This window comes from Martinezella sp. CNPSo 3957, from assembly GCF_057784395.1.
The window spans coordinates 184,008-198,352 of the sequence record NZ_JBXSOU010000001.1; the positions used below are offsets into that span (position 1 = coordinate 184,008).

The window sequence follows — 14,345 nt, forward strand, 5'->3', positions numbered from 1 at the left end:
ATGACCGAGTCCATAGAAAGACCGACAAGTAATCCACATCTGCGGCCCGTGGGACTACGCGGCGTCGCGGCTGACCTGTCGTCGGACCAGCGAGCGTTCAAGAACGTCTCCTGGGGCAAGGCGATGATGTGGATCTTCCTCCTGAGCGACACCTTCATCTTTGGCTGTTTTCTGCTGGCCTACATGACGGCGCGCATGTCGACCACGGTCGCCTGGCCCAATCCCAGTGAGGTTTTCGCCCTGACGATCGGGGGCAAGGAAATTCCGTTGATCCTGATTGCCATCATGACTTTCGTCCTCATCAGCAGCAGCGGTACGATGGCCATGGCGGTCAACTTCGGATATCGCCGCGATCGTCGCAAGACCGCCGCACTGATGTTGGCGACGGCGGTTCTCGGCGCGACATTCGTCGGAATGCAGGCATTCGAATGGACCAAACTGATCAGGGAGGGAGTCCGCCCCTGGGAGAATCCATGGGGTGCGGCACAGTTCGGTTCGTCCTTTTTCATGATTACCGGTTTTCACGGCACCCACGTCTCGATCGGCGTTCTTTTTCTTCTGATCATGGCACGCAAGGTATGGCGAGGAGATTTCGACCAGGAACGGCGGGGGTTTTTCACCAGCCGCAAGGGCAATTATGAGATCGTCGAGATTACGGGACTATACTGGCACTTCGTCGATCTGGTCTGGGTATTCATCTTTGCATTCTTCTATCTGTGGTGAGGATGGCATCATGGCACAAGGGCAGGCACATTCGGGACAACAGCATCCGATAAAACTGTATATGGTGGTTTGGGGGCTGCTTTTCGTCCTCAGCACCTTTTCCTACCTCGTCGACTATCTCGGCATTCAGGGCTCTCTCAGATGGTCTCTGATCCTTCTGTTCATGATCCTGAAGGCTGGGCTGATCGTTGCGATTTTCATGCACATGGCCTGGGAACGGCTGGCGCTAATCTATGCCATCCTGTTCCCCCCGGTCCTGATACTTGTCTTTGTCGCTCTGATGGTGTCGGAATCGCACTACACGGTCCTGACGCGGCTGGCTTTCTTGGGGGGTGGTCCGTAAGGTTCGGCACCATCCAGCCATCCCTGAAGCGGAGTATTAAGTGCTCGCAATATGGCTTAGCCTCAACGCAAGACAAGTTTAGCATCTGCGTGGCAGACAAGAAGACCAAGATTCTATGAACGGGATGGAACTGTGGCATGAGACGGGTCATCTACTCAGCTACAATGTTGCTACCCTGCAATTCCTCACGCTCCAGCGTGTTAGGCTTAACAATCGCGAAAAGCACATCGCTTGATGCCGATAGTCAATTGATGGCGATGGTTCGAACAGTCACCACATACCCGCCGCTTTAGGCGGCGGGTCCAGTCAATATAAGGCACGCGTCCACAGCTAAGCGTGGGCGTGAGGATGATGAACATCCCAGACCGCCCATAGCGATGCCGCAATGACGAACACGCCGAGAACGATGTCCGTCCACATGGCGTTTACGTTGGCGGTAAAACCGAGCAGCCAGGGAGATGCAACCAACCACAGGCCGAGCACCATATTGGCCCATTCCTCCCATTCGGCGAATACCGAAAGCGCGGCGGTCGCCAACACACCCAGCAAGACGGCAACGATCCACGCGTTCCAGCTCGGCATTGCCTCGGTTGTGAAGCCGAATACCCACGGGGAGGCAAATAAACATGCAGCCAGCAGCAGATTTGCCCAATCCTGCTTCCTTTTTCCTTTCATCAGAATGTTTGCCATGGCAACCTCCTCACCAAGAAGCCTAACAACAATTTCATCCGGCGTGAACTTCACGCTTAAGTATAGAAATAATTACTAGATCTTCTGATTCAAGATAATACGCGAACGATACTTCCGGTATCACGTCTGAAATCTCAGCTGCGCTAAGCTCAAGCTCAGATGGTGTATTCGGCTTGAGCTTATCTGAGCCTGGAGGATGGGGCACGCTCCGTCCACGGTGGCGCGCGAGCACAGTTCAATGGCACGGTCGAGGTTGACCATTGCCATCTCCGGCGTTGTCACGTTGTAGGTGGGTTAACGGTTGGCGGATAATTAAGCTCGATGAGCGGGCCTACGATCAGTTACAAGAACCACCGCTTTCCGCCACAGATCAGCGCCCATGCGGTGTGTTTGTATTTCCGGTTTCCGTTAAGCCTGCGGTTGGTCGAGGAAATGCTGTTGGAGCGGGGCATTGTCGTATCTTACGAAACGATCCGGCGATGGGGCCGCAAATTCGAGGCGGCTTATGCCAATTGGTTGCGCCGAAAGAAGCCGTCGCGGAAAGATATCTGGCATCTGGACGAGGTCGCGATTTCCATCGGCGGCCGGAAACATTGGCTTTGGCGTGCCGTTGACCAGGACGGCTAGCTTCTCGACGAGATCGTCCAGACCCGCCGCGGTACCAAAGCAGCCAAACGATTGCTGGTCAGGCTGCTGAAGAAGCAGGCCTGCCGCCGAAGCGCATCGTCAGCGACAAACTGCGCTCATACGGAGCGGCAAGGCGGGATGTAATGCCCGGCGTCGAACATCGATCACACAAGGGCCTGAACAATCGCGCGGAGAATTCTCACGTGCCGCTTCGAAAACGAGAGCGGATGATGCAGGGCTTCCGTTCCGTCGGCGGCTTGCAACGTTTCATCTCGGTCTTTTCAGCAGTTAGAAATCTCTTCGTGCCGCCGCATCAGAAACGCTCATCCCCCGCCACCCACATTCATTGACGTTCGCGCAATGGCGCAGCGGAAAGTCGTGACCGGCGCAACTGCGTAAATTCATCGGCAACGCCTTATCGGGGATTAAGCGAACAAGGTGACATCGCCGCAATAACGATTACAAAGGCGAGATTTGGCACACTTTCGACACCCAGGGGCAAGATCTACCAGCTTTCTAATCCAGCGTACCAAAGGCTGAGGTCAGTTCCAGGGGGAAGATGCAAGGCCGGGCAATATAGGTGGCTGTGACGACCGCTCATATCGGATCCGCCCACTTGCGGGGGGTAAACCCTAGATAAGCCTGCGGACGCCGAATAGTAATCCGTACTGCTATTGACCTGCTCTCGATCATTCCCCTGAGGGGATTGGGCCGTGGCGCACCGTTAACAGCCTCAATCCAAGCCGGCGGGCGGTGTCTTGCGCTGCTAGACTTAGCGTGGCCGTGGTGGCGCGAAGCAAGTCCGTGTCACCCGATGTTTATTGGGGCCGGGCCAGTGGTCGATGTGGCCCGGTTCTCTATCCTCATCGTGGTCTTACAGTTCCGACGAGCCCGTAACTGAACAGCAAGTCGCGGCCCTATAGCGTGAGCTTTCCATAATGCCCTCGTGTGGCGAGCAACTGCTCATCACGGACATCCTCGCCACGCTCATCCCTGGGCGTATGCTCAAACGCAGAAGTTCGGGCGGTCTCTGATGCCCTTACTGCCCTTTATCATCCTGAGGTGCTGTCTTGGACAGCGTCGTTGCAAGATGTGAACCATTTATGCGGGTTCTATCCGGTTCCCTCGACCGTCGAAGAAATGCAGGCTCCCCGGCCGAAGCGGCAACCACGCATTCCGTGTCCATTGCGATCCGGGACTGCCCCGACACTCGAAAGACAATGGCTTGACCGTCCGCCAGGGCGCCGTAGACATAGCTTTCCGCCCCGGCGAGCTCCATCGCCTGGATACGCACTTTTGCGCTGAAAGCCGCTTCGCTCGCGCCGCCGGCCAGATGAAGATCTTCGGGGCGGATGCCGATTGTCGTGTCGGCGCCGCTAAGGCGGCTGCCGGGCGAAAGCGCAATTGTGCTGTTTTCGGTGGGTTTCAGAAGATTCATTGAAGGCGAGCCTATGAAGGTCGCAACGAAGGTCGTGGCGGGTCGTTCATAGAGTTCGATGGGTGTGCCGACCTGTTCGATCCGCCCGCTATTCAAGCCGACCAGGCGATCGGCCAGCGTCATGGCCTCCATCTGGTCATGAGTGACATAGACGCTCGTGGTCGCGAGAGATCGTTGTAGCCGTTTGATCTGGACGCGCATTTGCACCCGCAACTTGGCATCGAAATTTGAAAGCGGCTCGTCGAACAGGAACGCTACCGGCTCGCGCACGATGGCACGACCCATCGCTACGCGTTGCCGCTGACCGCCGGAGAGTTGGCGTGATTTGCGCTCGAGGAATGGTTCGATTTCAAGCGATCGTGCCTAAACACGCTTCCGAGACGAGAGGCGGTCCAGCACTTCCTCCATCGCGGTGCAGACGCATGCCGCGCCTGAAATCGACAAGATCGCCCCTATGGGCAGGGTCGCGACGAAATACAAAGCTGGTTGAAATCTCGACGCGAATGAACCCCAGGCTTGCTGGTGCTATAAGTAGGGACTATGATCCATAAGTCCGATTTTTTGACTGTGGGTCGTGGTCTTAAAAAGTGCCGTTGCAGCAAAGCGTAGGACGACTGCTTAGCGCCTTCATCGCTATCGTTCGAACACGCGGTTCACAGCCTTAGAAGCTGCCGTTCTGCCGCCAAGCCACCAAAGGCGGGCAAGAGATGGATAGCAGTCAATCGAACTTTCTTGCCGATGCGCCCCAAGCGACGTAGCTTCAACTGCGCGATCGATACTGGTTCGGTGAAATTCACCTTCATCGAAGAGCGGTCGTGGTTGCGCTTTCCTTGGCACATTGCCCGCAAATTGGGCGGCTGCTATGGTTCCTTGTTGAGGTTTGTGACAAATGGCAGGATAGCATGTCGACGGCCGAAAGAGCTCTCACCCGGCGCGAGCCCAAACAGAAACGTTCGCAGCAGACGGTAGAGGCGGTGCTTGAGGCGGTCCAACTTGTCGTCAAGCGCCACGGGATGCGTGCCATCACCACGAATCGGATCGCGGAAGCCGCCGGTGTCAGCATCGGGTCACTTTATCAGTATTTTCCTGACAAGCGCGCGATCTTCGCGGCCCTCCATGATCGACATGTCGACGAGGTACGACAGCTGATCGAGCAGACTATGACCGCCTGCCGCTTGGCACCACTAGACAAATTCGCTCGTGAACTTGTCCAAGGCCTGATGAATGCGCATGCGGGCTTCGCGGACTTGCACGACGCCGTTTCGTCTGCCGTTCCGGAGAACGCTATCGGCTTCAAGCGCGCCCTGCATCATTCTTTCAGACAGATGCTGTCGTACGACGACCAGCAGCGGTACAGTCTCGATGAAAAGGAGCGAATGCTCTTTGTCCTTCCGGGAATGGTGGAGTCGCTCGTGCACGGGGCGGCGCATCAGGGGCGCGCCGCCCTTTCGCGCAATGGCGCCGAGGGCGAGGCAATCCGCGCCGTAGCGCTTTACGTGAATTCGTTTCAGGACATCGCGCCGAAACACTAGTGAAACGATGGGGCATTTTCGGCAGACCACTGATCGAACGAGATTGGTTCTCGCCTCAAAATCCGCCTTACCTCGCCCGTTACCGTTTCAAGCCGTCCCTCGCGCACCGCGCGCCAGATGTCGACGAGGGCTTCGGCATAAGGACCTTTGCCAGCCCATTCGACCGCGCGCGCGTATGCCTGCTGGTCAGATAATTCCTCGAAGCCGACAGGCTTGCCGATAGCCCTGCCTATCGCGGCGGCCATCTCCCCGTACGACAGCGCCTCGCGGCCTGTAATCACCAATGCCTGACCGTGATAGTCGAGGGTGGTCAAGGCGGTCACGGCGACGGCGGCGATGTCGTCTGGATGGATAAAAGCGATTTTGCCAGCGCCTGTGGACGAGCGCAGCATTCCATCTTTGCGAATGGAGTGCGACCAGCTGAGCGCGTTCGACATGAATCCGGCCGCCCGAATAAATGTGAACGCCGCTCCACTAGCGCGAATGGCGTCCTCACCGCGTGCGTGCCATGCGCCAGTGCCGACCCCGGATAGCACGTCCAAGGTAGAGAGCTTGACGATGTGCCGCACGCCTGAGTGGCGCGCAGCCAAGGCGACTGCGTGATCCTACATGTCGAGATGCGGTCCGTCAGTCACGAGGAAAGCCGCGCCGACCCCGCTCAGCGCAGCATCCAGCGAGGAGCCGGGCCTTTCGAGGTCTCCGGTGTGGATTTCGACGCGGTTACCGAAAAGAGCTCTGGCCCTCTTCGCGTTGCGAACGAAAACGGAAGGACTTGCTCCAGAATCGAGCAGGCGCTGGGTAACCCGAGACCCGATGTTTCCCGTGGCGCCGAAAACGAGGTAATTCATTTGAGGCTGCTCCATCCCCGGATCACTTCGAGCGCCAGTCGCTTCTGACCCTCCAGAGTGAAATGCAGTCCGTCGCTCATCAGCAGCTCAGAAGGAGGTGGACTCCCCAACTTGGAGAAGGCGTCGACAACAGGCTCATCACCGTCTCGGACGATCTTCGCGACCCGCTCCAAGTCTTCGTTGCGAAACCGAACTCCGAACCTAGCCAAGCCCGAATGCGCGGCCACCTGTGCCTCGTTGACTGCGGGTGGAGTGATCCAGATGCTGCGCGCAGTAGTCTCCCGGGAGACGCGCTCACGCAGCTCCGCAATGTTGCGCGCCGTCTCCTCGCGATGGACGAGCGTCTTCATTGGATGCGGGCCCTGCGTCCGTGCGTCATTCGTTCCGACGAGAAAGAGAATCCAGTCGGGCCGGGAATTGACAATCCCGCCGACCCGCACTAGGCCGTGCGTCGTCGTTTCGCCGGCTACCGCGCTGATTGTGAGCGATATCTGATCGGCGCTGCGGCGCATCGCGAGCATTTCTCTCAGGATCACTGCCCAAGACTGGGGTTCGGACGTCAAGCTGTCGCCGAACGCCACTATGCTGGCTCCCTTCCGCAGGGGGAGGTGATCGACCATCGATGCCACAGTGTGGTCGGAAAGCAAGGCGGTGGCCGCTTCCGAGGCCTCCTTCTGTAGACAGTCGAGTTCGTTTGCGTAGACCTCGACCGGCAGATTGAGAAGCCCGGCGTAGGCCGCCTCGCCGAGGCCAGAGCCGCCAGGGAGGAGGGCGAGCGTCCGCTCGGGTTGGATGACCTTCAAAAGCCAGCGCAGTTGTTCGTCCGACATCGATATTTCTCCACACTTGTACCGGTTGCACAAGACGAAGATAGGCGCGCCTTCGGAGCGTCGCTACTCGCATTACAGGCCAGTTAAATTCATGTAATTGTTATGTATTTTTGGGTTCAGTGAACTTTTCTTCAGATTTTGGCGTTGCTTGCCGCGTGCCTGACAGCCCTGGGCCGCCCCGAGACCACGCTATCTGCCGTCGCTCCCGAAGTTGGAATGACGCCTAGGCGGCAGCTTTCGGGGACTGGTCAAATCCGGCACAACGTCCGCAAGAAAGTCGGAGTTAGTTCGCTCGGACAACATGGTTCCGTGGCCGGTCTTGCCTCAAGACCGGAATGTCCGCTCTCGGCCCCAAATCGGTCATTCCATCAAGGTCAAGCAGATGTATGCCATCGAAAAATAGGAAGCCGATGGCGTTTGTACCAACAGGGTCGTGCGTTCTAACCCTTTCAAGAGCAATACCAGTCAGTCCCTGTTCAGCGTCGATCATGGAATGAGCGCAAGAGCATCCGGCGGGCTGAGGCGACTACGATGATCAGTCGCTTTACCGGCAAATGGAAACACGGGTGAAAATGTCGTGAGACTCGACATTTCTAGGGCCTCTAACGCTTTACGGAGGCAATTGCCAGCAGGATGTTGGGGCGTGTCGGATCATCGTTCGACATTAGGTCGAGTGCTTTTTGAAAGTCAGCCAAAGCTGCCCCAAAATCTGATTTGCTGCGGTGAACTTCACCTCGCACGAAGTAAGCCGAACTGGATTCATTGTTCAATTCGATTCCCTTGTTGAGGTCGAGCAGAGCTTGGTCGTTGTTGCCAGTCTTAAAATAGGAAAGGCCACGATTGATATAAGCGTAGGGATAGGATGGGTCGCTCTCGATGGCTTTGGTGAAATCCGCAATGGCGCGGTCGAAATCGCCACTCATGTTGTAGGCATCGCCCCGATCGTTGAGCGCCCTTGTGTTGAGAGGGTTTAGCTGCAAAACCTTCGTATAATCGTCGATCGCCGCACCATAGTTCCCCTCTTTTCCCCTCATGCCGCCTCGTTCGATATAAACAAGCTCGAAATTCTGCTGCAGCGGGCCTGACAATTCGGGCTTGAGGGCAACCGCCTTGTTGAAGTCGGCCAAAGCTAAATCGTATTTGTCCTGTGCAAGATAACCGTTACCGCGTCCTGCATAGGCTTCCGCATATTCCGGCGCCAGTGCGATGGCCTTGTTCATATAGCCGATTCTGGCTTCGTGGTCGCCATTGCGGTCGGCGAGAGTTCCAAGGATGAGATAGGAGTCAGGATGGTCGTCAGGCTTCAATTCCACCGCTTTTTCGGCATCCGCAATGGCTTGCTCGTAGGCGCCTTTCGCAAATTCCGCAACACTCCGCCCCGCATAAGCGACGTCAGAATTCGCATCGAGCGTTAGCGCTCGACTGAAGTAATCTTCGGCGAGATTAAGGTCCTGGCTCCCAATCTTAATATAGCCCGCGCTACTGTAGGCAAATGATCGGTCCGCAAGTGTCTGGGTCTCGTCTTGGGCGACGGCCAGGCAAGCAGGCAAGGTGACGACCGCCTCTTGTCCAGTTTTGCATATATCCTCGGCATATGCGGGGTTTACGGCGCCAAGAAGGACAAGCAACAGTGCAAACCTTCGCATCGATCCCTCAGCTACTAAACAGGAATGTTTACTCCATGTTGGGATGGAGTCTTTATCGCACAGCAGGGAGTAGTTAGTGTCTGCCGAGATTTTCCTCCAGTCGAATCTTGAAATCCAAACACAGATGCACCTGTTGTGGACGATCGTGCACGCGGCGAACTCTTGTCCAATCGGCGATCAGCACGATTTGAAATGGAGCCGAACTTCTGAGAATGCCGAGAGCATGAAATTTGATTGGAATGATTAGTGCCGTTCACTTTATCCGCAAAAGATCGCCGAACCTGCAAGCGAATTGAACCTGTCGATGTCCAGTGGCAGATCTGAGACGAACCTCAAGGCGGCATCGGTCACCGAGAGCTGCCAGCAACCTCACGCATATCACCATTCTTCCTCGTGTTTCATATTGACCTCTAGGCTTTCCGATGAAATTTGCGACGTTGCTTCCGCTTGTAATTCTTGGCTTTTTAGCATCCTGTGCGACACAGCCGAACGAGGTTGTTGCCGACCTCTATTCGCCGAGCAAACGGTATCACGTTGAGATACGAAAATGCCCACAGGTCGGGTCGCTTGTGCGGGGCGAGGAGGTCCAGGCCACCGTTCTGGAGGCCGGGAGGATCGGTGTCTGTCATTCATCTGTAAATGTGATCGAACAGTTCAGCGTGAATTCGCCGGAAGATCAGCTCGAGCTCGAATGGGTTTCGGAAACACAGCTCAGGGCATGGCATCCTAAATTTAATCCCAGCTATGGCCCGCAAACATACGTTTCCGGTCAAAACGAGCCTGTGAAGGTCATCTTCCGTCCTAAAAGATAACGGGCACCGGTCATTGAAATCAGCAGCCTCTCGATCAGCATGGGACTCCCGTCAACAACAATGCTGGTCCGGCTAAGACATCGAATTAATAGGCAGCGAAACGCCGGCCTTAAGCAGCTTGATGTGCCGCTTGGTGGCACTTTACCAGTCACCGGTCACCCTGCCATCTGGGGTACCAAGCTATTTGACCATGGCAGCCGCCCTGAATTGCGGCCGGTGCGGATGCATCAGTGGTGGCCTCGCAGTGGCGGAGCAGGCCGGATAGCTTCCTTAAGTGCGCGTTGTTTTCGACGCATGCGCACTTAACGACGCATGTGCACCTAAGATGGAGCCGAGTGAACGCAGATCGGCTTACCGGGTGTTGAAGCCCACGCGCTGCGTGAAGTAGACCTTGAAGTATCTTTCATGATTCAAAATTGAGCCGCCGATGCTATTTAAATGCCATTTCCTCTTGGCCACCAGTGCGGTGTTGATTTCCACCAGTCTTGCGGGTGGTCAGCTGATGGCGCAACAGAGCGCCGATCCCAGGGGTAGCTCCAAGGTTCCAGGGATAGAAATCAGGCATTTGACACAACTTTCGAAGGCACCGCCGTCTGCTCAGTCTCAGGACGAGTGCAATGCGGTCTTCCCTCCAACGACCGCAGGTGGGCAAGTTATCAATGGGCTTGGTTGGGGCGTAACTGGGGAGGCAAAGCTCGGACCCTATGACGCGGTGAGCTTTGCTGGAGAATTCGAGCCTTCAACTGCCGGTTCCTGTGAGATTAATCAAGGCAACATCGCGCTCTTCAACGGCTCGCAACTGGTTATGATCATCTACGTCGCCAAGAGCAGCAAGCTATCAATCGGCAGAGTTATCGCCGACGACGATGGGCTGCGCATTGTTGATGGCAGTCCTGTCCAGATGCCTCTCGGCGACGTACGGCTGGTCGGCGACCACGCCGTCGAGGTCACACCGATAACGGCCGAACAATCCGTCTGCGGCGGCAAAGAAGTGGTGCCGAAAGTCGATGGCAAGCCGGTCAGTGAGGCGCGCAAGCAGATCATTGCCAAGGGGTGGAAGCCGTTTCGAAGCCCACCGCCCAATTATCAGGATTTCGTCGGCGACAGTATTCGCAAAAGCGGCATCATCGAGGCGACCGACTGTTCCGAGACCGACTCGGCGTCGTGCAGTTACTACTATCGAAAAGACGATATGGAATTGAGCCTCACCACTCACGGGGACCACAGGCCGACGGTCGACGGCCATCAGATCGCGTGTGATCGGTCTAAATGGCATAAGGCCAATTAATCACGGCGAGATTCCTGCTTCTGCCTTGAGCGTAAGCGGAAACTAACCGAACAATTGTTGGCCAATATATCACGATCGAAGTTGCGCTTTTTTGCCCTTCGTCATGCCACATTGGCATATGGCCGCGTCTATTTGCCGAACGGGTTGGAATTCCTGTCCCATTCGAGAGGATTACCACCTGCTGCCGGCGGCTGCGCGGAAGAGGTATTCTGCTGATTACCCGCGTTGTCGTTGTCCGACTTCGGCGCAAACCTTGGTGAGAAATGCGGCAGCAGCAATCGTGCCCAGGAGCGATTGATCTTGGAGGCTTCATCGGGACAGCGCGCCGCTCGCTCCTTGGGTAGCATCCCATTGTCGACAATTGCGCCGTTGTTATTCGGATCAAGCCCATAGATCATACATAGCAGGTTGAAGTAGCGTTGGGCATCAAGCGAATGTTCATCGGCAAAGGCGGACACATCTTGAGTGTTCGTCGATTGGCTGTTGACCTTGAACCATATCGACGCCAGCTGCAGGACACGGGTTATGTCGTTCTTGCTCTCGCTGTCGTCGACATGGGAAAGCAGCATGACGGCTGCCAGCTGATCGACGGAATCTTCTTCGCGTCCGACGGCCGGAAGATCCAGCAAGTCGATCAATGCATGGCCCGACTCGTGCAGCAGAATGAAACGCAGATTGTCGCGCACGAACTCGATCGTCAGTGCCTTGGGGTCGGATGCTCCCTTCGACAGAGCCTGGCCCATTTGCAGCAGGCTGTCGATCATCTCGTAGCAGAGAAATACCGCGCCGTTTTCCTTGTTATAGAATGCATTGATGGTGCCGCATTGCCGCGTCACGTAATGCAGAGGGCGCGGAGTGACGAAGAGCCCGTCGAGGCCGTCTATTTCGGGAATGTTGGAAAACAGGTGCGTATCGACAGCCCATTGATAGGCGTAGTTGAAATTGGAATCCTGCGGCGGAAAATAGTGATAGACGAAACGCAGACCCTTGCCATCTGTCGTAATCAGTTTGCCATCGGAGGGCGGGGGCAATGCATTGTCCTTCTGTTCCGTCACACCATCTTTGTCGTCGCTCAACCGCTTGGTCGGCGTGTCGGCCTGCTGCGACTGTCCTTGTTGCGGCTGTTCAGGTGTGCTTGAGCTGTCCGAAGGGGCGTTCTGGTTCGCCTGTTTACTATCATTGTCGTTTGCGCTGGCCAGCTCGGCGAGCTTTGCCAGCGTCGGATAGCTGGGTTCGCCGTCGGCAGAATCATCGCCGAAGGGATAGAAGCCGTTGGAGATGAGCACGGAGATATTTTGTACCAGCTTGTCGTTCTTATCGTCATTCCAGGTCAAATCGTAGCCGCGAATTTCATTGCTCCGCTGCTCGAAGCGGGAATAGAAGTTCCGGTCTCCCGATTTGCCTGACACGATGAACCAGTTTCGCCGCTTGAGCTGATAGGTGATCGTACTGCCCTGCTCCGCGGAAAGGGTCTGAAACAGATTGTCCAGCTGGGTAATGCCGCTATTGCTGAAGCGCGCGGTCTTCAACGAAATCGAGCCGTTTCTCGCTTCGAGCGTCTCGCCGCCAAGACTGTTGTCCTGCCGTTCCGTGAGCAGCCCGGCGGGATAGGAGATGGTCAGGCCGGCTTTGGAATTATCGAGGCTTTGCCACTGCAGCTGCTTGCGGACATCAAGAGCTGCTTTGGACAGTTCCAACGCATCCAGCGGCGACAGCATTCCGGTGGCGGTGCGATTGTGATCGCGTTGATAGCTTGCGATGCCATTGCGGCTGGCTTGTCCGAAGTTACCGTCGGCAAAACCGGTATAGTAGCCGAGCAGGATCAGGCCTTCCTGGCTGAGCCGTTTCTCCCATATGTTCAGAGCTTCCTCGATCGAACCAGAGCCGGCCTGATCGAGCTGGTCGCCTTGGGCCGATATCTGGGCAAATGCCGGCTGTAGCCAAACCGCACAGGGAATGGCGGAAGCCAGGGTGAGGGCGAAGATCGCAGTCTTCGAAAAATCAAGCTTCAAAGCGAATTTCATTTTGCGCGAATTCCGGTTTTCCATAGGAAACGTCACGAAAAGCTCAGGCGGGCACCACGTTTGCTGACTGGCTTATTGAACCGGCGTGGTTCTAAGAAGCAGCACATCGATGTCGCGCTTGGGTGTATAGTTCTTGATATCCATTTCGAATTGGGTCGGGCCAATCTTCTTCACGCCGTCGCCGCAAAAGGACACCAGGGTCTTTGGATCGCCTTTGTCGACGATCAGTTTGAACTCGCCGATCGGTCCCGCCCAATTGCCGCCGGATGTGATGACGTAGGACAGATATTGCTCGAAAGCCTGGAACGTCGGGTTGGCGTCGCCCAGCTTTTTGTAAAGCGAGCGGGCTGCCTTCAGAAAGGCCTCATCGGTGCAGAAGGTGTCGCGGTAGTGTTTGAGCTGATCGCTGTCCATGTCCGGGGAACCCAGCGACAGGGTGGATTGGCTGCCGAGGACCGGGACATAGCTTTGCTCCACGATGACGTCTTTTCCCTTGGGAAAGGTCTGCTGCCGCCAATATTTGGAACGCAGCGTCCAGAGCGGATAAAGAGTGGTTGGCTGTCCGGTGTAGTCGCCTTCGCCGGTATCGAAGAAACCGGCATCCACCAGCTCCTTACGTTGAGCGTTTGTCAGGCGGCCGATCGTTGCCTCGCTTGCCTCCACCGTCGGCACCAGGGATATGTGCAGTGCCTTCAGCTTATCCGTAATTTCTTCGTCCGGTTGCCCATCCGCAACGAGGAAGGCGCGCTGTTCGAGCTGCGAAGGAACGGGCTGCCCGTCGACGACAGTCTTGAATTTCATGAAATTGTCGCTCGCCGGGTCCGGAACGACGGTCGTGGAATTAGAACCGCCGCCCGGCAATGCCGGCATCGGGAAGGCAATCGTTGTGGTGTAGTCTGCGTTCGTCAGATTGCGGAAGCGATAGGAAATTCGAATGCCTGTGGGGGACAGGTAGAGAGCCTCGGAGACGAGCGCGATCTTATCTGTTTTCTGAAGAACGAGACCGCCGGTCCCCAATGTCGCCGAACTGTCGTCGGCGAAGACCTGCGTGGACAGGAGCATCAAAGCGCCAAAGGCACATGGAATAAAACGCATTGCTGATCTTTCGGAATGAGGGCGGATTGGCCGGTTTCGGCATCGGGATTTGTTCTTTCGGTAGGCCGTGCCATCGAAACTGTATGTATGCATATCGGCATTGTCAGCGACCACCTCCTTGTCGCCGTCACGGAGCAGAACCGGAACTCGCTTAGCCGCAGCATTCCCCAATGCTGCTCGAGCCACCGATCCGGGCGGCATGGCTGCTATCGGGCGCATCAGGCAGCCGCTAACACGTATGAAAGCTGCGAGCCGTGGTTTCCGAAGGTGCGCGTTCTCTATTGGTCCAAGCATGCGAATCCAACGCCCAACAATGGTTTAATCACTACAGCCGCATCTCTCCGAGCCTTGTCTCAAGAGCCACCGCCGCAGGATTACTGAGGTTACGTCGGCAATTATCAGAGCGCCTTCGATGCACCGATATTCCTGCGTCCGTCATTGGTGTACAT

The 14,345-nt window shown here is 56.3% G+C and carries 12 protein-coding genes and 2 pseudogenes; 6 read left to right on the forward strand and 8 right to left on the reverse strand.

What is annotated here, in order from left to right:
• Both AC13QE_RS00855 and AC13QE_RS00860 read left to right on the forward strand, forming a co-directional pair.
• Positions 1-723 carry a heme-copper oxidase subunit III family protein gene (locus AC13QE_RS00855; protein ID WP_132721011.1) on the forward strand — a complete coding sequence of 241 codons (723 nt, stop codon included), beginning with the start codon at positions 1-3 and terminating at the stop codon, positions 721-723.
• 10 nt (positions 724-733) lie between these two features.
• Positions 734-1,066, forward strand: a complete 333-nt coding sequence (locus tag AC13QE_RS00860; protein WP_132720933.1) for a cytochrome C oxidase subunit IV family protein — start codon at positions 734-736, stop codon at positions 1,064-1,066.
• A 330-nt stretch (positions 1,067-1,396) separates the two neighbouring features.
• Here AC13QE_RS00860 and AC13QE_RS00865 read toward each other — a convergent pair whose 3' ends face one another.
• The gene (locus AC13QE_RS00865; protein ID WP_488482177.1) at positions 1,397-1,756 is read right to left on the reverse strand and encodes an SPW repeat protein; all 360 of its coding nucleotides are present in this window, start codon (positions 1,754-1,756) and stop codon (positions 1,397-1,399) included.
• 275 nt (positions 1,757-2,031) lie between these two features.
• On the opposite strand from AC13QE_RS00865, the pseudogene AC13QE_RS00870 reads away from it, so the two are divergent.
• Positions 2,032-2,782, forward strand: a pseudogene (locus tag AC13QE_RS00870) (IS6 family transposase).
• Between the two features lie 702 nt (positions 2,783-3,484).
• Here the strand turns inward: AC13QE_RS00870 and AC13QE_RS00875 are convergent.
• A pseudogene (locus AC13QE_RS00875) lies at positions 3,485-4,184 on the reverse strand (TOBE domain-containing protein); the annotation flags it as partial.
• A 539-nt stretch (positions 4,185-4,723) separates the two neighbouring features.
• Here AC13QE_RS00875 and AC13QE_RS00880 point away from each other — a divergent pair.
• Entirely contained in the window at positions 4,724-5,353 is a 630-nt protein-coding gene (locus AC13QE_RS00880; RefSeq protein ID WP_488482178.1) for a TetR/AcrR family transcriptional regulator, read from the forward strand.
• Here the strand turns inward: AC13QE_RS00880 and AC13QE_RS00885 are convergent.
• From AC13QE_RS00885 to AC13QE_RS00900, 4 genes are all read right to left on the reverse strand, one after another.
• On the reverse strand, positions 5,350-5,790 hold the full coding sequence (locus AC13QE_RS00885) for a Rossmann-fold NAD(P)-binding domain-containing protein (protein WP_488482179.1): 441 nt from the start codon (positions 5,788-5,790) through the stop codon (positions 5,350-5,352). The genes AC13QE_RS00880 and AC13QE_RS00885 overlap by 4 nt on opposite strands.
• Before the next feature lie 168 nt (positions 5,791-5,958).
• On the reverse strand, positions 5,959-6,201 hold the full coding sequence (locus tag AC13QE_RS00890; protein ID WP_488482180.1) for an SDR family oxidoreductase: 243 nt from the start codon (positions 6,199-6,201) through the stop codon (positions 5,959-5,961).
• A complete protein-coding gene (locus AC13QE_RS00895; protein WP_488482181.1) occupies positions 6,198-7,031 on the reverse strand; it encodes an SGNH/GDSL hydrolase family protein in 834 nt (277 codons plus the stop codon). Before AC13QE_RS00895 ends, AC13QE_RS00890 begins: the two co-directional genes overlap by 4 nt.
• A 602-nt stretch (positions 7,032-7,633) precedes the next feature.
• The gene (locus AC13QE_RS00900; protein ID WP_488482182.1) at positions 7,634-8,677 is read right to left on the reverse strand and encodes a tetratricopeptide repeat protein; all 1,044 of its coding nucleotides are present in this window, start codon (positions 8,675-8,677) and stop codon (positions 7,634-7,636) included.
• 422 nt (positions 8,678-9,099) lie between these two features.
• Here AC13QE_RS00900 and AC13QE_RS00905 point away from each other — a divergent pair, with 422 nt between their 5' ends.
• A complete protein-coding gene (locus AC13QE_RS00905) occupies positions 9,100-9,489 on the forward strand; it encodes a hypothetical protein (RefSeq protein ID WP_488482183.1) in 390 nt (129 codons plus the stop codon).
• Between the two features lie 427 nt (positions 9,490-9,916).
• Positions 9,917-10,777: a hypothetical protein gene (locus AC13QE_RS00910; protein ID WP_488482184.1), complete on the forward strand. Its 861-nt coding sequence runs from the start codon at positions 9,917-9,919 to the stop codon at positions 10,775-10,777.
• A gap of 128 nt (positions 10,778-10,905) precedes the next feature.
• On the opposite strand, the gene AC13QE_RS00915 is transcribed toward AC13QE_RS00910, so the two are convergent.
• Together AC13QE_RS00915 and AC13QE_RS00920 are read right to left on the reverse strand one after the other, a co-directional pair.
• Positions 10,906-12,801: a DUF4344 domain-containing metallopeptidase gene (locus AC13QE_RS00915; RefSeq protein ID WP_488482185.1), complete on the reverse strand. Its 1,896-nt coding sequence runs from the start codon at positions 12,799-12,801 to the stop codon at positions 10,906-10,908.
• 72 nt (positions 12,802-12,873) lie between these two features.
• Complete coding sequence (locus AC13QE_RS00920; protein ID WP_488482186.1) at positions 12,874-13,863, reverse strand: DUF4424 domain-containing protein; 990 nt, start codon at positions 13,861-13,863, stop codon at positions 12,874-12,876.
• Positions 13,864-14,345 lie beyond the last annotated feature (482 nt).

Excerpts from the sequence above, each read along its gene's own strand:
- AC13QE_RS00855 (WP_132721011.1), top strand. The coding sequence starts at position 1 with ATGACCGAGTCCATAGAAAGACCGACAAGTAATCCACATCTGCGGCCC.
- AC13QE_RS00860 (WP_132720933.1), top strand. The coding sequence starts at position 734 with ATGGCACAAGGGCAGGCACATTCGGGACAACAGCATCCGATAAAACTG.
- AC13QE_RS00865 (WP_488482177.1), bottom strand. The coding sequence starts at position 1,756 with ATGGCAAACATTCTGATGAAAGGAAAAAGGAAGCAGGATTGGGCAAAT.
- AC13QE_RS00880 (WP_488482178.1), top strand. The coding sequence starts at position 4,724 with ATGTCGACGGCCGAAAGAGCTCTCACCCGGCGCGAGCCCAAACAGAAA.
- AC13QE_RS00885 (WP_488482179.1), bottom strand. The coding sequence starts at position 5,790 with ATGTCGAACGCGCTCAGCTGGTCGCACTCCATTCGCAAAGATGGAATG.
- AC13QE_RS00890 (WP_488482180.1), bottom strand. The coding sequence starts at position 6,201 with ATGAATTACCTCGTTTTCGGCGCCACGGGAAACATCGGGTCTCGGGTT.
- AC13QE_RS00895 (WP_488482181.1), bottom strand. The coding sequence starts at position 7,031 with ATGTCGGACGAACAACTGCGCTGGCTTTTGAAGGTCATCCAACCCGAG.
- AC13QE_RS00900 (WP_488482182.1), bottom strand. The coding sequence starts at position 8,677 with ATGCGAAGGTTTGCACTGTTGCTTGTCCTTCTTGGCGCCGTAAACCCC.
- AC13QE_RS00905 (WP_488482183.1), top strand. The coding sequence starts at position 9,100 with ATGAAATTTGCGACGTTGCTTCCGCTTGTAATTCTTGGCTTTTTAGCA.
- AC13QE_RS00910 (WP_488482184.1), top strand. The coding sequence starts at position 9,917 with ATGCTATTTAAATGCCATTTCCTCTTGGCCACCAGTGCGGTGTTGATT.
- AC13QE_RS00915 (WP_488482185.1), bottom strand. The coding sequence starts at position 12,801 with ATGAAATTCGCTTTGAAGCTTGATTTTTCGAAGACTGCGATCTTCGCC.
- AC13QE_RS00920 (WP_488482186.1), bottom strand. The coding sequence starts at position 13,863 with ATGCTCCTGTCCACGCAGGTCTTCGCCGACGACAGTTCGGCGACATTG.